Raw genomic sequence first — 22749 nt, 5'->3', positions numbered from 1 at the left:
AATTATGAGCAAGAGCACCGCTGAGATCCGTCAAGCGTTTCTCGACTTTTTTCAAAGCAAAGGACATCAGGTTGTTGCTAGCAGCTCTCTGGTGCCAAATAACGATCCGACATTGTTGTTTACCAACGCGGGGATGAACCAATTCAAGGATGTATTCCTCGGTCTGGATAAACGTAGCTATGTGCGAGCAACTACCGCCCAACGTTGTGTCCGTGCCGGTGGTAAGCATAACGATCTGGAGAATGTCGGTTATACCGCTCGCCACCATACGTTCTTTGAGATGCTGGGTAACTTCAGTTTCGGTGACTATTTCAAGCATGATGCCATTCTCAATGCATGGGAATTATTGACTGGGCCACAGTGGTTCAATCTGCCAAAAGAAAAATTGTGGGTTACGGTGTATGCCACCGACGACGAGGCCTATGATATTTGGGCTAATGTTGTTGGAATCCCTCAGGAGCGCATTATTCGCATCGGCGATAACAAAGGCGCTCCCTATGCCTCGGATAACTTCTGGCAGATGGGTGATACGGGGCCTTGCGGTCCTTGCTCGGAAATTTTTTACGATCATGGCGACCATATCTGGGGCGGACCGCCGGGAAGTCCCGAGGAAGATGGCGATCGCTATATCGAAATCTGGAATCTGGTTTTCATGCAGTTTAACCGGCAGGCGGATGGCACTATGCTGCCGCTGCCGAAGCCGTCAGTTGATACTGGAATGGGGCTGGAGCGTGTTTCCGCCGTTCTTCAGCATGTCAACTCCAACTATGAAATCGATGTGTTTCGCACGCTGATTGCCGAGGCAGCCAAAGTGGTTGGTACCAGCGATCTGAACAACAAATCGTTGCGGGTCATCGCCGATCATATCCGTTCCTGTGCTTTCCTGATCGCTGATGGCGTTATGCCGTCCAACGAAAACCGTGGCTATGTGCTGCGCCGTATTATTCGTCGCGCTATTCGTCATGGAAACATGTTGGGGGCGAAGGATACGTTTTTCTACAAGTTGGTTGCTCCTTTGATCGATGTTATGGGAAGTGCGGCCGATGAGCTTCGGACTCAGCAGACAGTTGTCGAGCAGGCGCTGAAAAGTGAAGAGGAACAGTTTGCCCGCACGCTCGAACGTGGTTTGTCGCTGTTGGATGAAGAAATCAGAACTCTGCAAGGTGATATCCTGAGCGGAGAAGCTGCATTTCGACTGTATGATACCTATGGCTTCCCTCTGGATTTAACTGCGGATGTCTGCCGTGAACGGGGACTGAAAGTCGATGAAATCGGCTTTGAGCGCGAAATGGAAGCCCAACGTCAGCGTGCACGCGAAGCCAGCGGTTTTGGTGCTGATTACAACAGTTTGATCCGTGTCGATAGTGCAACCACGTTCTGCGGTTATGATCATGCTGAACAACGTTCTCATGTTGTAGCGCTGTATCGAAAAGGTGAGCCCGTGCAGGAAATTTCTGCCGGTGATGAAGCCGTCGTCATTCTGGATGAAACGCCGTTCTATGGCGAGTCTGGCGGTCAGGTTGGCGATCAGGGTGTGTTGAAGGGAGTATCTGCATATTTTGTTGTTGATGATACCCAGAAATATGGGCGGGCTTTCGGACATGTCGGTAAGTTGACCCAGGGTTCTTTGCATGTAAACGATGCTGTTGATGCCGCTGTAAATGACGTTCGCCGCGACCGTATTCGCTTGAATCACTCGGCTACCCACTTGTTGCATGCCGCTTTGCGTCAGGTTCTTGGAACACATGTCGCGCAGAAGGGCTCTCTGGTGAATGACCGTTATTTGCGATTCGATTTTTCTCATCCGGAAGCGATGAAGCCGGATGAAATCCGTCAGGTTGAAGATATTGTCAATGCTCAGGTACGCCGCAACCTGCCGGTGGATACGGCGATTATGGCGATCGATGATGCAAGATCTAAAGGGGCGATGGCGCTGTTTGGCGAAAAGTATGACGATCAGGTTCGTGTCCTGACCATGGGCGATTTTTCTATTGAACTGTGTGGTGGTATTCATGCTCGCCGCACTGGTGATATCGGTCTATTTCGCATCGTTTCAGAATCGGGGACTGCTGCGGGGATTCGCCGTATTGAAGCGGTAACCGGCGAGGGGGCTGTTGCCTCGTTGCACCATCAAAGCGATTTACTGCAAGATGTCACGCTGCTTGTTAAAGGTGACGCGAATAACCTTATCGAGAAGGTGCGTTCACTGCTTGAGCGTAATCGCGGGCTGGAAAAAGAACTGCTGCAGTTGAAAGAACAGCAGGCCGCACAGGAAAGTTCTTCGCTTGCTGGCAAGGCTAAGGATATCAACGGCGTGAAGTTGCTGGTAACGCAATTGAGCAATGTTGAGCCCAAAATGCTGCGGACGATGGTTGATGATTTGAAGAATCAGCTAGGGTCTGCAGTGATCGTGCTATCAACAGTTGTTGAAGGCAAAGTCAGTCTGATTGCCGGAGTGACTCAGGGACTGACAGAGCGCGTTAAAGCGGGAGAGTTGGTCGGTTTTGTGGCTAATCAGGTTGGTGGTAAAGGCGGCGGACGTCCCGACCTGGCTCAGGCAGGCGGTAGTGATGCCGATGCATTACCCTCTGCGCTAGCTAGCGTTGAAGCGTGGGTCGCTGATAAGTTATAAATATTACAGAAGCGTTATCGCGGCAAAAACGCCATGCCTTTGAGTGGTTTTGGCGTTTTTGTCTTGTGATAAAGGACGATCGCGAGTGGGGCAGGTTGTGCGCTGTTTTCAGCGACGCTGAAAATGATGTATGAAGGATATATCTGGCTGTGATAACAAAGAGAGCAAGCTGTCTTATATCGACTAAACTTAACACCAGTAACAACTATGAGTGAGATGATGAGACATTTATTGTCATCTAGGTTTACGTTTTCCCGAACCATGATGGATAATGACGGGAAATCGGGGAGACCTGACTCTTTATAATCTTTCAAGGAGCAAAGAATGCTTATTTTAACTCGTCGAGTTGGCGAAACCCTCATGATCGGCGATGAGGTTACGGTTACCGTACTAGGAGTAAAGGGCAATCAGGTTCGTATTGGCGTCAATGCGCCGAAAGAAGTGTCTGTGCATCGTGAAGAGATTTATCAACGTATCCAGGCGGAAAAATCTCAGCCGACTTCTTATTGATTGACAAAGCGTCTCGCATTATCGAGGCGCTGTTGTTACCCCTGTGTTTTTTGTTTTTTTCTTAATTTTTCCCTTTTACTATCATTTATGTCGCCTATAGCGATTTTTGTCATTTGCTGTATCCAAAGGCCAACTTCGTTGGCGATAAAGCGTTCTTTTTGTTGCTATTATGTTCGTGTTGGGTGTGAAGTGCGCAAATGAATATGATATCGGAAAAATTGTTTGACTTATAAGTCCGGGAAAGTATTATGTGCGCCACGCAGTGCCGGTGAGTGCTAGTGAAAGCAGTTCGCCGGTAATGAATGGTGAGGTGGCCGAGAGGCTGAAGGCGCTCCCCTGCTAAGGGAGTATGCGGTCAAAAGCTGCATCGAGGGTTCGAATCCCTCCCTCACCGCCATTAAATATTGCATCCGTAGCTCAGCTGGATAGAGTACTCGGCTACGAACCGAGCGGTCGGAGGTTCGAATCCTCCCGGATGCACCATTTAATAGGTTGTGCTGGTCGTCGGTCAGCAATGTAAGAGAGTTTTTTCAGTATATCCTGAATGCATCCGTAGCTCAGCTGGATAGAGTACTCGGCTACGAACCGAGCGGTCGGAGGTTCGAATCCTCCCGGATGCACCATCGATACAATGCTGTTCCCTCTTCTCGTAATAATTAGTTGTAAGTCTGTTATGCATCCGTAGCTCAGCTGGATAGAGTACTCGGCTACGAACCGAGCGGTCGGAGGTTCGAATCCTCCCGGATGCACCATCATTTTCCTTTCCATTTTTTTAAATCTGCTTTTGCCTGTCTGTTGCGATTAATATTTCTATGCCAATTCATGGCTAATTATTTGTATTTACTATCTCTACATTTTTTATGTGGTTATTGAATCGGCGACAATGTCTGTTCTTTACGCTAAAGTACCCCCTAATTTCGGTGAGCGTGGAGTTATAATGTACGAGCATTATCAAGGGCTTATTTTCGACATGGATGGCACTTTGCTTGACACGGAACCCACTCATAGCTTGGCCTGGCAGCACGCACTGGCGAAATATGACATGCATTACGACAGCCTATCCATGACAGCGTTGAATGGTGCTCCCACATGGCAGATTGCAGAAGCGATTATCCGCCAGCATCGTTCTGATTTAGATCCTCACGTTTTAGCTGCGGAAAAAGCGGATATTGCTGAGGTAATGCTGATGGATACCGTAAAACCCTTGCCTTTAGTCGATGTTGTCAAAACATTTTATGGACGCCGGCCAATGTCAGTGGGAACTGGAAGTACCCATGCACTGGCTGAACGTTTATTGCGTCATCTAGGGTTAAGACATTATTTTGTCGCAGTAGTTGGCGCCGATGATGTGCAATATCATAAGCCTTTTCCCGATACATTCTTACGTTGCGCTTCTTTGATGCAAGTCCCTCCCGAACATTGCCTTGTTTTTGAGGATGCGGATTTCGGCATTCAGGCCGCCGGACGTGCCGGCATGGATGTTATTGACGTAAGAACATTATGAACGAGCTGTGGGCGATAATGTCTTTGTTCGGGAGTAGCTTCTTGAGCGCTACGCTCTTGCCCGGCAGTTCAGAAATAGTGTTGGTAAGTTTGCTGTTGGTGAGTAAGGTCAACCCTCTTTTGCTTATCGCTGTAGCAACGGTCGGGAATACGCTTGGAGGAGCCACTAATCTTATTGTTGGACGGTGGCTTCCTGAACCAGCGCGTCAAAAAGGCACGACAACGGCACAGCGATGGTTACATCGGTATGGTACTGTCGCTCTGCTATTCAGCTGGGTTCCGGTGGTTGGTGATGTACTTTGTGTTATGGCCGGATGGCTGAGGTTGTCCTGGCGTAGCGCCGTTATCTGGATTTTTATTGGTAAAGCCTTGCGCTATCTGGTGCTGGCTGGTGTGACTGTGCAGGGAATGGCATGGTGGTCATAGTGAGTTGTATTTGTGCTGCGCGGCCCCATATGTGTTTCTTGCACGTAACATTATTAATCTTGAGCGGGAGGTCGATTTGATCCCGGATGTATCAGAAACGCTAAGCTGGCTGGAAAAAAATCCTCAGTCGATAAAAGGGATTCAGCGTGGTATTGAGCGTGAAACATTGCGTGTTATGCCTAATGGGCACCTAGCAAAAACACAGCATCCTGAAAAACTAGGGGCGGCACTGACGCATCCCTGGATTACGACTGATTTTGCTGAGGCACTTCTGGAGTTTATTACTCCGGTAGATAAGGACGTCGATCACCTGCTGGCATTCTTACGCGATATACATCGACACGTCGCCCGCAATTTGGGGGATGAGTCCATGTGGCCGTTAAGCATGCCTTGTTTTATTGCTGCAGAGGACGATATTGAATTGGCTCAGTATGGTTCTTCCAATCTTGGCCGGTTTAAAACTTTATATCGTGAAGGACTCAAAAACCGTTATGGCGCATTGATGCAGACCATCTCGGGTGTTCACTACAATTTTTCTCTTCCTTTGGCATTTTGGCAGGCGAGAACTGGGATCAGTGATGCGGCGAGCGGTAAGCGTGAGATATCTTCTGGATATTTCCAGTTGATACGCAACTATTATCGCTTTGGGTGGGTTATTCCTTATCTGTTTGGCGCATCGCCCGCTATTTGCTCTTCTTTCCTGGCTGGTCGGGAAACCAATATTCCTTTTGAGCGTACAGAAACAGGCATGTGCTATTTGCCGTATGCAACCTCGTTGCGCTTGAGTGATTTGGGGTATACCAATAAGTCGCAGAGTAACCTCGGCATTACTTTCAACGATCTGGAAACTTATGTAGCGGCATTGAAGAAGGCGATCAGAACGCCTTCACAAGAGTATGCCCACATTGGTTTAAAGAAAAATGGACGGTATTTGCAATTGAATACCAACGTATTGCAGATCGAGAACGAGCTTTATGCACCAATCCGGCCTAAACGTATCACTGCTGCAGGCGAGTCTCCGTCGGATGCGTTGTTAAGGGGGGGCGTTGAATATATTGAAGTTCGCTCTCTAGATATCAATCCGTTCTCGCCTACAGGTGTCAGTGCTGATCAAGTTCGCTTTCTTGATTTATTTTTGATCTGGTGCGCGTTAGTTGATGCACCGGAAATGAGTGAGGGCGAATTGCTATGTACACGAAAAAACTGGAACCGAGTCATTCTAGAGGGGAGAAAGCCGGGGCAAACTATCGGTATGGGTTGTGAGACAAGCCGTCGTCCGATAGCTGATGTTGGACGGGTACTGTTTAGTGATCTGCGCCGTGTTGCGGAATTGCTGGATCAGGAACATGCTGTTCCTCATTATCAGCAAGTCTGTGATCGGCTTGCCGAAGCGTTTGATTATCCGGAAAAAACATTTTCGGCACGCATATTGGCGATGATGCTGCAGGGCGGTTGCGGTAATGTCGGCCTCGAATTGGCGAAAAACTACCAGGAGCAATTAGTGAGTGAGCCGCTGGAGATTCTTTCCGAGCCGCAGTTACATGCGGAAAGCGAGCGCTCTTGGCAGCACCAGCGTCAGTTGGAAGCTGAGGATACACAAGATTTTGATGATTATCTGGTCTCTCATGCCTGAGTAGTAGCCAAAGAAAAGGCCACCCGATTGGGTGGCCAAAAAACATCTCTGATATAGGGATGATGATAATAAATGCGCGTCTTTCACTAGTTAAGACTCGTATCGATAAGAAAAGTTTCCTTAAATCGTGAAATAAATTTTCTTGAGGAGGTGACGCGATGCCGTTACTAGATAGCTTTACCGTGGATCATACTCGTATGGCTGCTCCCGCTGTTCGGGTCGCGAAAACGATGACAACGCCTCATGGCGACACGATTACGGTATTTGACCTGCGTTTTTGTCGCCCGAATCAGGAAATTATGCCTGAGCGTGGTATTCATACATTGGAACACCTGTTTGCAGGGTTCATGCGTGACCATCTGAATGGCGATGGCGTTGAGATTATCGATATTTCTCCGATGGGGTGTCGTACCGGTTTTTATATGAGCCTGATTGGTACGCCGGAGGAGGCGCGGGTCGCTGATGCTTGGAAAGCCGCAATGTCTGATGTGCTCCGTGTTACCGAGCAGAAAAAAATCCCTGAGCTGAATGAATACCAATGTGGTACTTATGAGATGCATTCGCTCGCAGAGGCGCATGATATTGCGCGCCACATTCTTGAGCAGGGGGTGTCCGTCAATAAAAATGACGAATTAGCTTTGCCGAAAGAAACGTTGCGCGAATTACATCTTTGATGTGGCGATATCGTGAATTAATAAAAAAGAGAGCTAAGGCTCTCTTTTTTATTATTGGAAACCCATATCAGGCGGCGAGAAAATTTTGAATAACCCTGCTGCCGAAATAGGCTAATGTCAGCATCAACGCACCAATCAGATTGAACCATACGACGCGGCGTCCACGCCATCCTTCATGATAGTGCCCCCATAGCAGCAGGATGTAGACAAACCACGCCAATAGAGAAAACAGCGCTTTGTGCAAATTCTCTTTATTCGTGATCAGATCGTTCATATAAACCATGCCGGTACAGAGCGTCAGCGTCAGCAAGATGACGCCGACTTGCGTGATATGGAACATCTTTCTCTCAATACCCAATAACGGTGGCATGTCCGCTGCAAAATTCAGACGCTTGGTTTTTAACATATAATCGAGCAGCGCGAGCTGTAATGCATACAATGCTGCGATCAGCAAGGTCGCATAGGCAAACAGCGCCAGACCAATGTGGATCATAAGGCCGGGCGTGGCTTCCAGGTGTGTGATGAATTCGCCGGGAATAAAACTTGCGAATGCCAGATTGATAAAGGCAAAGGTATACACAATGGGCAATAGAAACCAGCCGCGGTTGCGGGAGGCGACGATGGTCATTACGGCGCAGATGATGAGGCTAATCAACGACCCGATATTCAATAAGCTGAGATTCTGCCCGGTATGCACATCAAAGATACGTTGATACAACGCTACGGCATGGCTGATTAGAGCGAGTATGGCCGATACCACAGCCAGACGGCGGTAGGCTCCGTTTTTCCGTACAATACTGGGAATGATGAGTCCTAGACTGACGAAATAAGCCACCAGGGCGACAATCGCGAACACAGACATGGCGGTTTTTAATGTTAACTGAGTAAAATGGAGGGTCAGTATAGCCTTAGTCGTTACGGGCACCAACCGGTATCCACACACAGCAGAGACGGTGTGGCTTTCGTGTTATACTCGACCCCATTTATATATGTCGCGATGGCGGCCTCTTTCACATTGAGCATGAGATATGTTTGAGAATTTAACCGATCGATTATCGCGCACGCTGCGCAACATCAGCGGCCGGGGACGGCTGACAGATGACAATATTAAGGACACGCTGCGCGAAGTCCGTATGGCATTGCTGGAAGCAGATGTGGCATTGCCGGTGGTACGGGAATTCATCAATCGGGTGAAAGAGCGCGCCGTAGGTCATGAGGTCAATAAGAGCCTGACCCCAGGGCAAGAGTTCGTTCGTATTGTCCAGAATGAACTGGTTACTGCTATGGGGGAAGAAAATCAGGCGCTGAATTTGGCGGCACAGCCGCCGGCGGTGGTGTTGATGGCCGGTCTACAAGGGGCCGGTAAAACCACTAGTGTGGCGAAGTTGGGTAAGTTTCTGCGCGAGAAACAGAAGAAGAAAGTGTTGGTAGTCTCTGCGGACGTCTATCGCCCAGCGGCGATTCGGCAATTGGAGACACTGGCCGAATCCGTTGGCGTGGATTTTTTCCCTTCGGATGTTAGCGAAAAGCCGGTGAATATCGTCGGTCAGGCTCTGCAGCATGCCAAATTGAAGTTTTATGACGTCCTTCTTGTGGATACCGCTGGGCGTTTGCATGTTGATGACGCCATGATGGATGAGATCCGCCAGGTTCATGCGGCGATTAACCCGGTTGAAACCTTGTTTGTTGTGGACGCCATGACTGGCCAGGATGCCGCCAATACCGCCAAAGCCTTTAATGAAGCGTTACCTTTGACCGGGGTCATTCTGACTAAAATCGATGGCGATGCCCGGGGCGGGGCCGCGTTGTCTATCCGGCATATCACTGGAAAACCGATTAAATTCCTTGGCGTTGGTGAGAAAACCGATGCGCTTGAGCCTTTTCATCCTGATCGTATTGCCTCCCGTATTCTTGGCATGGGGGATGTGCTCTCCCTGATTGAGGAACTGGAGAGCAAAGTTGATCGTTCCCAGGCCGAGAAGCTGGCAAAGAAACTGAAGAAGGGCGATGGTTTCGATTTGACCGATTTTCTTGAGCAGCTTCGACAGATGCGCAATATGGGGGGAATGGCTAGCATGATGAGTAAGCTGCCGGGAATGGGGCAAGTTCCCGACAACGTTAAATCTCAGATGGATGATAAAGTTCTGGTACGGATGGAAGCTATTATTAGCTCCATGACATTGCAGGAGCGCGCTAAGCCGGAAATTATTAAAGGTTCCCGTAAGCGTCGTATTGCTCAGGGCGCTGGTATGCAGGTGCAAGATGTCAATCGTCTGCTGAAGCAGTTCGACGATATGCAACGGATGATGAAGAAGATGAAAAATGGCGGTCTTGCCAAGATGATGCGTGGTATGAAAGGCATGCTGCCGCCGGGATTTCCCGGACGTTGAGCTCGGAAATTGGTCTGATGAAGCAGAAAGGTCAGGGCGGTTATACGCTTTAGATTGCTTTTTGTTCCCAAATGAGTAAAATTTTCGGGCTTTTTATATGACTACCGGGCCCCGTTCCTCGATGGGGCCTGGTTGTTTTATTCACTAAAGAGGATGTTATGGTAACAATTCGTTTGGCACGTGGCGGCGCTAAAAAACGCCCGTTCTATCAAGTCGTAGTGACCGACAGCCGCAATGCGCGTGATGGTCGTTTCATTGAGCGCGTAGGTTTCTTCAACCCGGTTGCTACCGGTAATGCAGAATCTCTACGTCTGGATCTGGATCGTATCGAGCACTGGGTTGGTCTGGGTGCAACCGTTTCTGATCGCGTGTCTGCGCTGATCAAAAACGCTAAAAAAGCAGCGTAATCTGTCCTGGTGGTGATGATGAGCAAGCAACTTGATCCGCAGTTTCCTGTTAACCCAATCGTTCTTGGGAAAATAGGGTCAACATACGGTATTAGAGGTTGGCTCAGGGTATTTTCATCCACCGAAGAGGCCGAAAGCATTTTTGATTACCAACCCTGGTTTATCCAGAACAAGGGGCAGTGGCAGCAGGTAGACATCGAAAGCTGGCGCTACCACAACCAAAGCTTGATCATCAAGATTAAACATATTGACGATCGGGATGCGGCGAATCTGCTGACTAATTGCGAAATTGTTGTAGATTCAACGCAGTTACCTAAGCTGGATGACGGGGAGTTTTACTGGAAGGATCTTATCGGCTGTGATGTCGCGACCGTTAGCGGTTATGAACTGGGAAAAGTCATCGATATGATGGAAACCGGTTCGAACGATGTTCTGGTTGTAAGAGCCAACCTGAAAGATGCTTATGGCGCGAAGGAGCGGTTAATTCCGTTTCTGAACGAACAGGTTATCAAGCATATCGACCTTTCTGCTCATCGTATCGAAGTGGATTGGGATCCTGGTTTTTGATCTCTGAACAATCGCCAGTAATTTAGTGGAACGATGTTATGTGGATTGGGGTTATTAGCCTGTTTCCTGAAATGTTCCGCGCCATTACCGATTATGGAGTCACTGGCCGGGCAGTTAAGAATGGCTTGTTGAGCGTGCAGTATTGGAGTCCTCGTGACTTCACATACGATCGGCATCGCACAGTGGATGATCGTCCATATGGCGGTGGTCCGGGCATGCTGATGATGGTTCAACCCTTACGGGATGCCATTCATACAGCAAAAGCGGCGGCAGGCGAAGGCGTGCGAGTGATATATCTATCGCCGCAAGGCCGTAAATTGGATCAGCAAGGTGTACGCCAACTCGCAGCCAACCAGAAGTTAATTTTGGTATGCGGCAGGTATGAAGGTATTGATGAGCGTGTAATTAAGGCCGAGATTGATGAAGAGTGGTCAATTGGCGATTACGTGCTCAGTGGTGGTGAGCTACCAGCGATGACGCTGATTGATTCCGTCTCCCGCTTTATTCCGGGAGTTCTGGGTCATGAAGCTTCGGCAGAAGAAGATTCCTTTGCTGAGGGATTACTGGATTGCCCCCATTATACCCGGCCTGAAGTGTTGGAGAGTATGGCTGTACCAGCGGTTTTACTGTCTGGCAACCATGCGGAAATACGCCGCTGGCGTTTGAAGCAGTCGCTGGGCCGAACCTGGCTTAGAAGACCTGAACTTCTGAAAAGCCTAGCTCTGACTGACGAGCAAGCGACGCTGCTGGCTGAGTTTCAACAGGAATATCAGTCTGAGCAGCATTGAGTATTAAGGGGCGCACTGAAGAACTATCAGGCGGGCCCAAATATCAGTTTACCTAGGGTAAGAGAGTAATTATGAGCAACATTATCAAACAGCTTGAACAAGAGCAGATGAAGCAAGACGTACCTGCATTCCGTCCGGGTGACACCGTGGAAGTTAAGGTATGGGTCGTTGAAGGTTCCAAAAAACGTCTGCAGGCATTCGAGGGCGTGGTTATCGCAATTCGTAACCGCGGTCTGCACTCTGCATTCACTGTTCGCAAGATTTCCAACGGCGAAGGCGTTGAGCGCGTGTTCCAGACTCACTCTCCGGTAGTGGATAGCATTACCGTTAAGCGTCGTGGTGCTGTGCGTAAAGCCAAACTGTACTACCTGCGTGAACGTGCTGGTAAATCCGCTCGTATCAAAGAGCGTCTTAACTAAGCATACGTTTTCGCGACATCCGAAAGCGATAAGGGGTGGCATTGTCCACCCCTTATTATTGTGTGATGAAAAATTAAACAGAGTGGTGTCGTGGTAAAAATGGAAGAGTCTGTGGGAGGTTAACACCGTTCGGGCACTGGGCTGAACGGTGTTTTTGTGGCGTTTGTTACATTATCAACTCAGTGATTTTTTGCTGTCTGTCAGTTCTTTATCGGACATTAACTTTAGTGTTGTATAGCTGCACATGTCGATACGGTTGCAGTAGTTATCAATAACAGCTTCTTAAGCTGTCTTTACTCTCTGCTTTGGTCTGAGTTTTAAATGCTTTCAGGCCGCTTTCTTCTATCATTCTGGCCGCTGATGCAGTGTTCATCCCAGTCACTTTCATTTCATCCTGAACGCGCTTCTGAATATATAGGGTCAAATCCACCGATAATGTTTCATTATCTCCGATGATAGTCCCATGGCGGCATCATTCTACTTTTCTTTAATGATTCCAATTCTCTGACTCTGCGTATGCCAAAAAGCGTAGTCCTCTGTTGAGGGGGAAGTAATATTTAGTTTTAAGGAAGGCAAGGATTTCGCTGTTTGATATTTATCGTGTATGTTTTTTTTTACACTTGGGATGATTAGGGGCCTGGCTGAGTGTGCCATTAGTCAGTGAGGGTTTTTGGTTAGTTATATGTTTTAAATATAAATTTAATCTCTTTTCGATGTGTGTTTTTTATGAAATCAGAGTTTTTTCGTTTGTTTTTTGCACTGTTTTTGTTTGTGTTGTATGGTGTGTATTCTTTACATGAGTGGTTTGATAAATTTACGGCCTATGTTAAGGTGTACACGTTGTCACTCAGGGCGACGTTATCGCTTTCATGCCAAAGGAATACATAGGATCATCACTATCATGCAAAAAGACACGCTTAATAACATCAATATCAGCGAAGAGCAGATTCTTATTACCCCCGATGAGTTGAAAGCCAAATTTCCCCTGGATGATCAACAGCAGCAAGCAATAGCGCGTGCCCGCAGAACGATTGCAGATATCATTCGCGGTAATGATAAACGGCTGCTGGTAGTGTGTGGCCCTTGTTCTATTCATGATACCGATGCGGCGTTGGAGTACGCTCGTCGTCTGAAGGCACTGTCAGCTGACTTGAGCGACCAGTTATATATCGTCATGCGCGTCTATTTTGAGAAACCCCGAACCACTGTCGGTTGGAAAGGGTTAATCAACGATCCTTACATGGATGGCTCCTTTGATGTGGAAGCCGGGTTACATATTGCTCGTGAGTTGTTGCTGCAGTTGGTCAATCTGGGGTTGCCGCTGGCGACAGAAGCTCTGGATCCAAATAGTCCACAATATCTGGGTGATCTTTTCAGTTGGTCGGCTATCGGCGCCCGCACTACAGAGTCACAGACACACCGTGAAATGGCATCGGGTCTTTCTATGCCTGTGGGTTTCAAGAATGGTACGGATGGGAGTCTAGGGACGGCCATCAATGCGATGAAAGCTGCGGCTATGCCACATCGTTTTGTGGGTATCAATCAATGCGGCCAGGTTTGTTTACTGCAGACTCAGGGGAATCCTGACGGCCATGTGATTTTGCGCGGTGGTAAAAAGCCAAATTACAGCCCAGCCGATGTGGCTGAATGTGAAAAACAAATGCGGGATGCAGGACTGAATCCGGCGCTGATGATAGATTGTAGCCACGGTAATTCGAACAAAGATTATCGTCGTCAGCCGCTGGTGGTGGAATCAGCGATTGAGCAACTGAAAATGGGTAACCATTCCATCATTGGGCTGATGCTGGAAAGCCATATTCATGAGGGTAATCAGTCTTCTGAACAGCCCCGTTCGGAAATGCGTTACGGTGTATCCGTGACAGATGCCTGCATCAGTTGGGAAAGTACCGAAACGTTATTGCGTTCGATTCATCAGGAACTTTCCGCAATCCGCGCCAATTCGTGAGGAGAAAATAAATGGTCGCTGAACTGACCGCTTTACGTGATCAGATCGATGAAGTTGATAAAGCATTATTGGCACTGTTGTCGCGTCGACTGCAACTGGTTGCAGAAGTCGGTGAAGTAAAAAGCCGTTATGGATTGCCAATTTATGCGCCTGATCGGGAAGCGGCGATGCTGAGTTCACGACGCGAGGATGCTGAGGTGTTGGGTGTTCCTCCTGATTTGATCGAGGATGTGCTGCGGCGAGTGATGCGTGAATCCTATACCAGCGAGAATGACAAGGGGTTCAAAACGCTGCGTCCAGAACTGCGGCCGATCGTTATTGTTGGTGGACGTGGGCAAATGGGGCGAATGTTTGACAAGATGCTCACGTTGTCCGGGTATCAGGTGCGGATCCTTGAACAGGGTGATTGGCCGCAGGCTGATGCTTTGCTGGCGGATGCGGGAATGGTGATCATCAGTGTGCCAATTCATATCACCGAGCAGGTGATCGCCCGCCTGCCGAAATTACCGGATGATTGTATTCTGGTTGATCTGGCCTCTGTGAAAAATGCCCCGCTTCAGGCCATGCTGGCGGCGCATCAGGGGCCGGTCGTTGGGCTACATCCCATGTTTGGGCCTGATACTGGCAGTCTTGCCAAGCAGGTAGTGGTGTACTGCGATGGTCGTCAGCCGGAAGCTTATCAGTGGCTGCTGGAACAAATTCAGGTCTGGGGAGCTAGATTGCATCGTATCAGTGCCGTTGAGCACGATCAGAATATGGCGTTCATTCAGGCGCTGCGGCATTTCGCTACTTTTGCCTATGGGCTGCATCTTGCCGAGGAAAACGTACAGATCGAACAGTTGCTGGCGCTTTCATCGCCCATCTATCGGCTTGAACTGGCGATGGTGGGGCGGTTGTTTGCACAGGATCCCCAACTGTATGCCGACATCATCATGTCATCAGGCAATAATCTGGCGTTGATTAAGCGTTATTATCGGCGTTTTGGTGAAGCGCTCGCTTTGCTGGAGGCCGGTGATAAAGAGGCATTTGTTGCCAGCTTCCGGAAAGTAGAGCACTGGTTTGGTGATTATGCACGCCGATTCATGGTAGAAAGCCGAGCCTTGCTGCGTCAGGCGAACGATATCCGACAGTGAAGGTTCTATTGATCAAAAAAGCGCGCCGTTAAAACGGCGCGCTTTTTTATGCGGGTTCGACTGGAATGACGTTCTCGCCGGGATAACAACCGAGAACCTTGAGAGAACGAGTGATAGCAGCGAGTTCTTGCAGTGCTTTTTGGGTTGGTTCACTGCGTAGATTTGCCTGTACGTCGATATAAAACATTTCTTCCCACGGGTTGCCGTGGATTGGGCGCGACTCCAGTTTGGTCATGACGATGCCGTGTTCACGAAGTACCAGCAACGCTTCTACCAGTGCTCCCGATTGTTGACCGGTCGCCATAATTAGCGTGGTCTTCGCCGGGACTTGTTCTGTAACATCAATCGGTTTGCGCGCCAGTACGATAAAGCGGGTAATATTCTGCGTCTGATTGGCCAGGTTGTGTTCCAATACCTGCAATTGATAGAGCATACCGCCGGCTTCGCTGCCTAACGCCGCCACATCGGGTGTGTTCAGCTCGGCGACTTTGGCCATTGCTGCCGCGGTACTCTCACAATACTCAATTTTCCAATGAGGAAACCGATTGATAAAGTTGCTGCATTGCTGGAATGGTTGCGGATGGCTGTAAACCGTTTTGATTTTATCGAGTTCGGTATCAACGGCGACAAGCACGCAATGGTCAATGGGGTTGTTCAGCTCGCCAACAATCGATAACCCTGTATGTTGCAGGAGATCGTAGACGTCGTTGATTGAGCCTGAACTGGTGTTTTCAATAGGCAATACAGCATAATCGGCCTGGCCGGTTTCTACCAGATTGACAATATCCTGAAAGCGCTGACAGCCACATTCGATAATTTGCTCGAAGTGACGGGCTGAATATTGCCTGGCGGCGAGGTGAGAGTAAGAACCTTTGGGGCCCAGAAAGGCGATTCTGGCGGAAGGAATGCCGCCGGGGTTTAGGTGCTGTTGCAACAATGCCTGTTGGGTGAGAACCGAGTCTTCAATAATCAGTTGGAAGAGGCGCGTAATATAGTGGCCGTCCAGATGACGTTTCTTGCCTTCTTCTACTAACCGGGAGAGTAAGTCCCGCTCGCGCTCCTTGTCTCTGATCGGTCGATGTGAATGTTGTTTGGCACGAGCTACTTCCAGCGCCAGTTCACGTCGTTGTGCCAGCAGGTCGAGCAGTTGCATATCCAGTGTGGTAATGCGCTCGCGCAGCGCCTGTAATGGATTATCGGTCATTGTGTATACCTGTTTGCTGTCCATATAAAAAAAGCCCCTTGGTCGGGGGCTTTTTTGTTCGTCTTCGTATTCTTACTTACACGATACATTCGCCCCACGAAGTGGAGAGGGTAAAAAAGAATACGAAGAAAAACGGGTGTAGTGTCATTAACAAAATCCTTAAGATGGATGCAGGTAAGGTACCTGCTGGCTTTTCATCCTGTCAATAAGAAACGCGCCTTTCGGCGCGTTGATATCAACAGAGGCAAAATTGTTTATTCTGCCGGTGCCTGCAGATTGGCATCTTTGATACAACTATCGGCGCGGCGAGATTCGCTCTTGTGCTGAACTTTGTTTAACTGACGTTCCAGCTTGTTTATCAACTCATTCACCGCGGCGTACATGTCTTCATGTTTGGCGCTGGCTACTAATGGGCCGTTTGGGGTGTTAATTGTTGCATCCACTACAAAGTATGGCGCTTCTTTCGACAGGATAATGTGCGGATTTATCAGGTGTGCTTGCCACTTATCCAGTTTGCTGAGACGGTCTTCGACATGCTGACGAATTGCGGGGGTAATCTCCATTTGCTTACTGGTAATATTGATAGTCATAAATACTTACCTCTCTGTCTTGTCCGTCCTGAATGATTTCAGCATACCCCGAGATATCGCAAATTGGGTGATTATGATCACTTTTTTTTGCTACTTTAGCCTGATAAATACCGATTTGTGAGATGCCTTCTGGAACGTGCGGCGCAAGCTTGTGGAGACACATCCGTTGTGCCAGAATCAATAAGATTTATTGGTTCAGTTTGGCGGTGTTTTTTATGCCAATCTGCTCCTGATATAGAAAACGGCAGCCGAAGCTGCCGTTTCAAGAGGTTTTTTTGGTGTTTTTTTATGCAGGGTTCGCGGCGATGATTTTCGCTACTTTGTCTGCCTCCCCGACTAGCTGCAACTCCCGGTAGGCGTTCTCCATCAGCGGCAGGGCCTTTCTGGTGGCCTGCGTGTCAGGATAATCCTTCAACATTTGTTCTACCCGATTCACTACTGCCACATAAGCGCCACGTTTCGTGTAGTATTGCGCAACGGAGAACTCATATTTGGCCAAACGTTCCTTAAGGTAAGCCAGACGTTTGCTGGCATCGGTTGCATACAGGCTGCGCGGATATCCCTGAACCAACTGACTAAACGCTTTGAAGGCTGAGCGAGCATATTGAGGATCTCGATCTGAGCGATCGACACCAAAGAAGCCCTGTAGTGCGCTATCATCCAGCGCCATGTTGGTCAATCCTCGCATATACAGCACGTAATCTACGTTAGGGTGTGTCGGGTTCAGTCGAATAAAACGATCTATTGACGCCTGAGCCAGAGACAGATCGGCGGATTTATAGTAAGCGTAGATCAGGTCCAACTGTACCTGCTGAGAGTATGGGCCGAATGGATAACGGTTATCCAACGCTTCCAACTGAGTGATGGCTGCTTTAAAGTTGCCGCTTTGTAATTTTTCCTGGGCGGTAGCGTACAGTTCTGCAGGCGGACGATCGGGAACTGTATCTTTTGAATTGGAACAACCAGCCAGCGCCAGGCTCAACGTGGCAGCAGCCACCAGGTATTTCATACGCGTCATGACGTTTTGATTATCCTCAGTGTGTTTTTTCCGGGAAACTGTCCGTTAAGCTCCCGATGAAGACCAGCTACAATAGTACATTATTTTAAACGGCGTCGCCGTTAAAACCCAACGTTAATAAAGAAGCTGCAAATATGCCCCAACAAGTACAACTCACCGCGACGGTGGATGAATCTCAACTAGGTCAACGATTAGATCAGGCTTTGGCCGAATTGTTCCCTGATTATTCGCGTTCCCGCATAAAAACATGGATTCTGGAGCAAAGGGTACAAATTAACGGCAATGTAATTGATAAACCCAAAGAAAAAGTGCTTGGCGGGGAGTCTGTGTCAATTACTGCCATAATCGAGGAAGACGTCCGTTGGGATGCTCAGCCGATTCAACTGGATATTGTGTATGAGGATGAGGATATCCTGGTTATCAATAAGCCGCGCGATTTAGTGGTACACCCAGGGGCGGGGAACCCTGACGGCACTGTCCTGAATGCACTACTGCACCATTATCCGGCAATCGCCGATGTTCCCCGGGCTGGGATTGTACACCGTCTTGATAAGGACACGACGGGGTTGATGGTGGTCGCTAAAAATGTTCCGGCGCAGACGCGCCTGGTCGAGTCGTTGCAGGCAAGGGAAATTACTCGCGAGTATGAGGCGGTTGCAAATGGCACGATGACGGCAGGAGGATCGGTTGCTGAACCGATTGCACGCCATCCGACTAAGCGCACGCATATGGCCGTTCATCCTATGGGCAAACCTGCGGTGACGCATTATCGCATCATGGAGCATTTTCGTGCCCACACGCGCTTGAGACTCCGCCTGGAAACTGGCAGAACCCACCAGATTCGTGTCCATATGGCACATATTAATCACCCATTAGTGGGCGATCCGTTATACGGTGGACGCCCGCGTTTTCCTAAAGGCGCATCGGATGAATTCCTGACGGTGCTGCGTCATTTTGATCGTCAGGCATTACATGCCACGATGCTGCGACTTTATCATCCTATCAGCTGTATCGAGATGGAGTGGCATGCGCCGTTGCCCCAGGATATGGTGGAGCTGATTGCTGCGCTTAAAGCAGATACTGAAGCTTTCAAAGATCAACTCGATTGGTGATTGTATGTTAATCAAGCCGGATTGGCCTGCGCCGGAAACGATTCGAGCCTGTACTACCACCCGAAATGGTGGTGTTAGCACTCATCCTTATGGAACCTTTAATCTCGGAAACCATGTTGGCGATGAACCTCTTTCTGTTGAGACAAATCGGAAGCATCTGGTCTCGATGGCCTCTTTGCCGGCCATGCCATTCTGGCTGGAACAGGTACACGGTACCCATGTCGTCAATCTTGATCCCGAACAGCCTGATACGCAGACCGGCGATGCGGTGTATACCACGCGCCGTGATCGGGTCTGCGCGGTGATGACGGCTGATTGCTTACCGGTGCTGTTCTGTTCTGCCGATGGTAAAGAAATTGCAGCTGCACATGCTGGATGGCGAGGGCTACAGGCTGGGGTGCTGGAACAGACGATCAGCGTGTTTCGCGCCCCTCCTGAGGCCATCATGGCCTGGATGGGGCCGGCGATTGGGCCGAGCCGGTTCGAAGTCGGTGGGGAGGTTAGAGACGCTTTTATCAGTAGTGATGTGGCGACAACTGGTGCTTTCGTCCCCCACAATAGTAAATTCTTCGCGGATATCTATCAGCTTGCCAGATTACGCCTGCAACGTGCCGGTGTGACCCAAATTTTTGGCGGGAACGCTTGTACCGTCAGCGAGAACGATAAATTTTTTTCTTACCGGCGGGATGGCGTGACCGGACGTATGGCAACTTTGATTTGGCTGATATAACCTATTGAATTAAGGCGATCCAGAACGATTAACGTTTTTCCTCCATTATTACTGGCAAAATAATCTTGAAATTTTGAGGGATGACCTCACTTAATCTCCAGTAGCAATTTTGACCAGTATGTATGGGAGGAGTTATGCGTCTGGATCGTCTTACCAATAAATTCCAGCTTGCCCTCGCTGATGCCCAATCTCTTGCTCTTGGGCGAGATCATCAATTCATCGAACCTTTGCATTTAATGAGTGCCCTTGTTTCTCAGGAAGGTGGGACGGTTGCGCCGTTGTTAACGGCCGCTGGCGCTAACATTGGACGGTTAAAACAAGACATTGCTCAAGCGATTGCGCGTCTTCCTCAGGTGGAAGGAACCGGGGGGGATGTTCAACCATCTAGTGAGTTGGTTCGTACTCTCAATATCTGCGATAAGCTGGCGCAAAAGCGCGGCGATACGTTTATTTCGTCCGAGTTGTTTGTGTTGTCTGTGTTTGAAGCTCACGGTACGTTAAGCGATTTGTTGATGCGTGCTGGTGCTACGTCTGAAAACGTCAATAAAGCCATTGAGCAGATTCGTGGTGGCGAGCAGGTAAATGAACAAAGTGCCGAAGATCAGCGGCAGGCGTTGAAGAAATTTACTATCGATTTAACTGAGCGGGCTGAACAAGGTAAGTTGGATCCCGTCATTGGGCGTGATGAAGAAATTCGTCGCACTATCCAGGTATTGCAACGCCGGACCAAGAACAACCCTGTGTTGATTGGTGAACCAGGGGTCGGTAAAACCGCGATTGTCGAAGGACTTGCACAACGGATTATCAATGGCGAAGTCCCTGAAGGTTTGAAACACAAGCGTGTGCTGGCGTTGGATATGGGCGCTCTGGTTGCCGGGGCCAAGTATCGTGGTGAGTTCGAGGAACGTCTGAAAGGCGTCCTGAACGATCTGGCTAAACAGGAAGGCAACGTTATTCTGTTCATTGATGAACTGCATACCATGGTAGGTGCCGGTAAGGCCGATGGTGCCATGGATGCAGGTAATATGCTCAAGCCAGCGCTGGCGCGCGGTGAGTTGCACTGTGTTGGCGCAACGACACTGGACGAATATCGTCAGTATATTGAAAAGGATGCGGCACTGGAGCGCCGGTTCCAGAAGGTATTTGTCGCACAACCGACAGTTGAAGACACCATAGCCATTTTGCGAGGACTGAAAGAACGCTATGAGTTGCACCATCATGTGCAAATTACCGATCCGGCGATCGTCGCCGCAGCCATGTTGTCCCACCGATATATCTCAGATCGCCAGTTGCCGGATAAGGCGATTGATTTGATCGACGAGGCTGCTTCTAGCATTCGTATGCAGATTGATTCTAAACCGGAGCCGCTTGATCGCTTGGATCGGCGCATCATTCAGTTAAAACTCGAACAGCAGGCGCTCAAGAAAGAGTCCGACGATGCCAGCCTGAAACGGTTGGAAATTCTGAATGCGGAACTGGAACAGAAGGAGCGTGAATATTCCAAGCTGGAAGAGGAATGGAAGGCGGAGAAAGCCTCTCTAACTGGAACGCAAAACATCAAAGCGGCTCTGGAACAAGCTAAGTTGGCGTTGGAACAGGCGCGGCGTCAGGGTGATTTAGGTCGGATGTCTGAATTGCAGTATGGCAAGATTCCTGAGCTGGAAAAGGAACTTGCGGCGGCAAATCAGGTGGAAGGGAAAACTATGCGTCTATTGCGTAACCGCGTAACCGATGCAGAGATTGCCGAGGTGCTTGCCCGCTGGACGGGAATCCCGGTATCCCGGATGTTAGAGAGTGAGCGTGACAAACTGCTGCGCATGGAGCAGGAAATGCATCAACGTGTTATCGGTCAGAATGAAGCCGTCGAAGCTGTCGCCAATTCTATCCGGCGTAGCCGCGCAGGGCTGTCTGATCCCAATCGGCCCATCGGTTCATTCTTGTTCCTTGGGCCGACCGGGGTGGGGAAGACGGAGCTTTGTAAAACGTTGGCCGCATTTTTGTTCGATAGCGATGACGCTATGGTTCGCATTGATATGTCTGAGTTTATGGAGAAGCATTCTGTTTCTCGTCTCGTTGGTGCACCTCCTGGATATGTGGGGTATGAAGAAGGCGGTTATTTGACGGAGGCTGTTCGTCGTCGCCCTTACTCTGTAATTTTGTTGGACGAAGTAGAGAAAGCTCACCCAGATGTATTCAATATCTTGCTGCAAGTGTTGGATGATGGGCGGTTAACCGATGGGCAAGGTCGCACCGTGGATTTTCGCAATACGGTTGTGATTATGACGTCGAACCTGGGTTCCGATTTGATTCAGGATCGATTCGGTGACATGAATTATGGGCAAATGCGCGATATGGTACTGAATGTCGTGAGTCACCATTTTCGGCCTGAGTTCATCAACCGTATTGATGAGGTGGTGGTATTTCATCCCTTGGCGCGGAATCACATTGCTTCTATTGCCCAGATTCAACTGCAAAGGCTCTATAAACGTTTGGATGAACGTGGATATAGTGTTTCTATCTCTGATGCCGCATTGGAGTTGTTGGGAAAATCCGGATTTGATCCTGTCTATGGGGCACGCCCGTTGAAGCGGGCCATCCAGCAGATGATAGAAAACCCATTGGCGCAGCGGATTCTGTCGGGCGAACTGCTTCCAGGAAAGCCTATTGTTCTGGATGTGCAGAATGAGTCTATCGTCGCACATCAGTAGCAGTGATGGCGTGAAAGTAAAAGCCCGGACACGATTTCCGGGCTTTTTAGTGAAAAAAGACTGCTTGTGATGAAAAAATAGCTTATTGGTTTAAAAGTGAGCGCTTGTTCGGTTTTTTGAAAATTAACGCTTGTCAGGTGCGGATAAGTCCCTATAATGCGCCACCACTGAGACGGCAACGGCGTAACGCCAGCGCGGTACAGGACGGAGAAAGCGAAAAAAGTCGTTGACTCCAAATGAGGAAAGCGTAGTATACGCCACCTCGCGACAGCAGGCTGTAAGCCGGTCGCACTGCTCTTTAACAATTAATCAGACAATCTGTGTGGGCACTCGCAGGAC

Annotated in this window: 20 protein-coding genes, 4 tRNA genes and 1 other annotated feature; of the genes, 20 read left to right on the top strand and 4 right to left on the bottom strand. The window is 49.1% G+C overall.

Translation table 11 applies throughout. The annotated features are described in order from the left end of the window. The first annotated feature begins 4 nt into the window (after positions 1 to 4). The 10 genes from alaS to luxS all read left to right on the top strand — a co-directional run bounded on the left by alaS (position 5) and on the right by luxS (position 7378). Positions 5 to 2632 carry an alanine--tRNA ligase gene (gene alaS, locus HEP82_RS17485; RefSeq protein WP_192459239.1) on the top strand — a complete coding sequence of 876 codons (2628 nt, stop codon included), beginning with the start codon at positions 5 to 7 and terminating at the stop codon, positions 2630 to 2632. 324 nt (positions 2633 to 2956) lie between these two features. After that, the gene (csrA, locus tag HEP82_RS17480) at positions 2957 to 3142 is read left to right on the top strand and encodes a carbon storage regulator CsrA (RefSeq protein ID WP_005972168.1); all 186 of its coding nucleotides are present in this window, start codon (positions 2957 to 2959) and stop codon (positions 3140 to 3142) included. A 304-nt stretch (positions 3143 to 3446) separates the two neighbouring features. Then, positions 3447 to 3539: transfer RNA gene (locus HEP82_RS17475), tRNA-Ser, on the top strand. A 9-nt stretch (positions 3540 to 3548) separates the two neighbouring features. Beyond that, a tRNA-Arg gene (locus tag HEP82_RS17470) sits at positions 3549 to 3625 on the top strand. Positions 3626 to 3688: 63 nt separating this feature from the next. Then, positions 3689 to 3765, top strand: a tRNA-Arg gene (locus HEP82_RS17465). 52 nt (positions 3766 to 3817) lie between these two features. Continuing rightward, positions 3818 to 3894, top strand: a tRNA-Arg gene (locus HEP82_RS17460). A gap of 185 nt (positions 3895 to 4079) precedes the next feature. Next, entirely contained in the window at positions 4080 to 4646 is a 567-nt protein-coding gene (yqaB, locus tag HEP82_RS17455; protein WP_192459238.1) for a fructose-1-phosphate/6-phosphogluconate phosphatase, read from the top strand. Continuing rightward, positions 4643 to 5071: a YqaA family protein gene (locus tag HEP82_RS17450; RefSeq protein ID WP_192459237.1), complete on the top strand. Its 429-nt coding sequence runs from the start codon at positions 4643 to 4645 to the stop codon at positions 5069 to 5071. Before yqaB ends, HEP82_RS17450 begins: the two co-directional genes overlap by 4 nt. Before the next feature lie 76 nt (positions 5072 to 5147). Next, positions 5148 to 6704: a glutamate--cysteine ligase gene (gene gshA / locus HEP82_RS17445; protein ID WP_192459268.1), complete on the top strand. Its 1557-nt coding sequence runs from the start codon at positions 5148 to 5150 to the stop codon at positions 6702 to 6704. Positions 6705 to 6862: 158 nt separating this feature from the next. After that, entirely contained in the window at positions 6863 to 7378 is a 516-nt protein-coding gene (luxS, locus tag HEP82_RS17440) for an S-ribosylhomocysteine lyase (RefSeq protein ID WP_192459236.1), read from the top strand. A 67-nt stretch (positions 7379 to 7445) separates the two neighbouring features. On the opposite strand, the gene HEP82_RS17435 is transcribed toward luxS, so the two are convergent. Next, complete coding sequence (locus tag HEP82_RS17435) at positions 7446 to 8240, bottom strand: cytochrome C assembly family protein (protein WP_192459235.1); 795 nt, start codon at positions 8238 to 8240, stop codon at positions 7446 to 7448. Positions 8241 to 8406: 166 nt separating this feature from the next. Here HEP82_RS17435 and ffh point away from each other — a divergent pair, with 166 nt between their 5' ends. The 7 genes from ffh to tyrA all read left to right on the top strand — a co-directional run bounded on the left by ffh (position 8407) and on the right by tyrA (position 15048). Next, complete coding sequence (gene ffh / locus HEP82_RS17430; RefSeq protein WP_192459234.1) at positions 8407 to 9768, top strand: signal recognition particle protein; 1362 nt, start codon at positions 8407 to 8409, stop codon at positions 9766 to 9768. Positions 9769 to 9926: 158 nt separating this feature from the next. Then, positions 9927 to 10175: a 30S ribosomal protein S16 gene (gene rpsP, locus HEP82_RS17425; RefSeq protein ID WP_192459233.1), complete on the top strand. Its 249-nt coding sequence runs from the start codon at positions 9927 to 9929 to the stop codon at positions 10173 to 10175. Positions 10176 to 10193: 18 nt separating this feature from the next. Next, positions 10194 to 10742 (top strand): ribosome maturation factor RimM, encoded by a 549-nt coding sequence (gene rimM / locus HEP82_RS17420; protein WP_192459232.1) that lies wholly within the window; start codon positions 10194 to 10196, stop codon positions 10740 to 10742. A 38-nt stretch (positions 10743 to 10780) separates the two neighbouring features. Beyond that, positions 10781 to 11530, top strand: a complete 750-nt coding sequence (gene trmD / locus HEP82_RS17415; RefSeq protein ID WP_192459231.1) for a tRNA (guanosine(37)-N1)-methyltransferase TrmD — start codon at positions 10781 to 10783, stop codon at positions 11528 to 11530. Positions 11531 to 11601: 71 nt separating this feature from the next. Continuing rightward, complete coding sequence (gene rplS, locus HEP82_RS17410; RefSeq protein WP_012768745.1) at positions 11602 to 11949, top strand: 50S ribosomal protein L19; 348 nt, start codon at positions 11602 to 11604, stop codon at positions 11947 to 11949. Positions 11950 to 12850: 901 nt separating this feature from the next. Continuing rightward, positions 12851 to 13915 (top strand): 3-deoxy-7-phosphoheptulonate synthase, encoded by a 1065-nt coding sequence (locus tag HEP82_RS17405; protein WP_192459230.1) that lies wholly within the window; start codon positions 12851 to 12853, stop codon positions 13913 to 13915. 11 nt (positions 13916 to 13926) lie between these two features. After that, positions 13927 to 15048 carry a bifunctional chorismate mutase/prephenate dehydrogenase gene (tyrA, locus tag HEP82_RS17400; RefSeq protein WP_192459229.1) on the top strand — a complete coding sequence of 374 codons (1122 nt, stop codon included), beginning with the start codon at positions 13927 to 13929 and terminating at the stop codon, positions 15046 to 15048. A 46-nt stretch (positions 15049 to 15094) separates the two neighbouring features. On the opposite strand, the gene pheA is transcribed toward tyrA, so the two are convergent. The 3 genes from pheA to bamD all read right to left on the bottom strand — a co-directional run bounded on the left by pheA (position 15095) and on the right by bamD (position 17860). After that, a complete protein-coding gene (gene pheA / locus HEP82_RS17395) occupies positions 15095 to 16252 on the bottom strand; it encodes a bifunctional chorismate mutase/prephenate dehydratase (RefSeq protein WP_192459228.1) in 1158 nt (385 codons plus the stop codon). Between the two features lie 24 nt (positions 16253 to 16276). Beyond that, positions 16277 to 16401, bottom strand: a sequence feature (Phe leader region). 105 nt (positions 16402 to 16506) lie between these two features. Beyond that, positions 16507 to 16842 (bottom strand): ribosome-associated translation inhibitor RaiA, encoded by a 336-nt coding sequence (raiA, locus tag HEP82_RS17390; protein WP_015854532.1) that lies wholly within the window; start codon positions 16840 to 16842, stop codon positions 16507 to 16509. A gap of 286 nt (positions 16843 to 17128) precedes the next feature. Further along, a complete protein-coding gene (bamD, locus tag HEP82_RS17385; protein ID WP_192459227.1) occupies positions 17129 to 17860 on the bottom strand; it encodes an outer membrane protein assembly factor BamD in 732 nt (243 codons plus the stop codon). A gap of 134 nt (positions 17861 to 17994) precedes the next feature. Here bamD and rluD point away from each other — a divergent pair, with 134 nt between their 5' ends. From rluD to clpB, 3 genes are all read left to right on the top strand, one after another. Beyond that, entirely contained in the window at positions 17995 to 18972 is a 978-nt protein-coding gene (gene rluD / locus HEP82_RS17380; protein WP_015854530.1) for a 23S rRNA pseudouridine(1911/1915/1917) synthase RluD, read from the top strand. A 4-nt stretch (positions 18973 to 18976) separates the two neighbouring features. After that, on the top strand, positions 18977 to 19702 hold the full coding sequence (gene yfiH, locus HEP82_RS17375; protein ID WP_192459267.1) for a purine nucleoside phosphorylase YfiH: 726 nt from the start codon (positions 18977 to 18979) through the stop codon (positions 19700 to 19702). 134 nt (positions 19703 to 19836) lie between these two features. After that, on the top strand, positions 19837 to 22410 hold the full coding sequence (gene clpB / locus HEP82_RS17370; protein ID WP_192459226.1) for an ATP-dependent chaperone ClpB: 2574 nt from the start codon (positions 19837 to 19839) through the stop codon (positions 22408 to 22410). The last annotated feature ends 339 nt before the right edge of the window (positions 22411 to 22749 follow it).

The organism is Musicola keenii (assembly GCF_014855505.1).
Lineage (GTDB): Bacteria > Pseudomonadota > Gammaproteobacteria > Enterobacterales > Enterobacteriaceae > Musicola > Musicola paradisiaca.
This window is presented reverse-complemented; position numbering and strand designations above follow the sequence as displayed.

Coding starts and splice junctions, on each gene's coding strand:
- alaS (WP_192459239.1), top strand. CDS start 5: ATGAGCAAGAGCACCGCTGAGATCCGTCAAGCGTTTCTCGACTTTTTT.
- csrA (WP_005972168.1), top strand. CDS start 2,957: ATGCTTATTTTAACTCGTCGAGTTGGCGAAACCCTCATGATCGGCGAT.
- yqaB (WP_192459238.1), top strand. CDS start 4,080: ATGTACGAGCATTATCAAGGGCTTATTTTCGACATGGATGGCACTTTG.
- HEP82_RS17450 (WP_192459237.1), top strand. CDS start 4,643: ATGAACGAGCTGTGGGCGATAATGTCTTTGTTCGGGAGTAGCTTCTTG.
- luxS (WP_192459236.1), top strand. CDS start 6,863: ATGCCGTTACTAGATAGCTTTACCGTGGATCATACTCGTATGGCTGCT.
- HEP82_RS17435 (WP_192459235.1), bottom strand. CDS start 8,240: ATGTCTGTGTTCGCGATTGTCGCCCTGGTGGCTTATTTCGTCAGTCTA.
- ffh (WP_192459234.1), top strand. CDS start 8,407: ATGTTTGAGAATTTAACCGATCGATTATCGCGCACGCTGCGCAACATC.
- rpsP (WP_192459233.1), top strand. CDS start 9,927: ATGGTAACAATTCGTTTGGCACGTGGCGGCGCTAAAAAACGCCCGTTC.
- rimM (WP_192459232.1), top strand. CDS start 10,194: ATGAGCAAGCAACTTGATCCGCAGTTTCCTGTTAACCCAATCGTTCTT.
- trmD (WP_192459231.1), top strand. CDS start 10,781: ATGTGGATTGGGGTTATTAGCCTGTTTCCTGAAATGTTCCGCGCCATT.
- rplS (WP_012768745.1), top strand. CDS start 11,602: ATGAGCAACATTATCAAACAGCTTGAACAAGAGCAGATGAAGCAAGAC.
- HEP82_RS17405 (WP_192459230.1), top strand. CDS start 12,851: ATGCAAAAAGACACGCTTAATAACATCAATATCAGCGAAGAGCAGATT.
- tyrA (WP_192459229.1), top strand. CDS start 13,927: ATGGTCGCTGAACTGACCGCTTTACGTGATCAGATCGATGAAGTTGAT.
- pheA (WP_192459228.1), bottom strand. CDS start 16,252: ATGACCGATAATCCATTACAGGCGCTGCGCGAGCGCATTACCACACTG.
- raiA (WP_015854532.1), bottom strand. CDS start 16,842: ATGACTATCAATATTACCAGTAAGCAAATGGAGATTACCCCCGCAATT.
- bamD (WP_192459227.1), bottom strand. CDS start 17,860: ATGACGCGTATGAAATACCTGGTGGCTGCTGCCACGTTGAGCCTGGCG.
- rluD (WP_015854530.1), top strand. CDS start 17,995: ATGCCCCAACAAGTACAACTCACCGCGACGGTGGATGAATCTCAACTA.
- yfiH (WP_192459267.1), top strand. CDS start 18,977: ATGTTAATCAAGCCGGATTGGCCTGCGCCGGAAACGATTCGAGCCTGT.
- clpB (WP_192459226.1), top strand. CDS start 19,837: ATGCGTCTGGATCGTCTTACCAATAAATTCCAGCTTGCCCTCGCTGAT.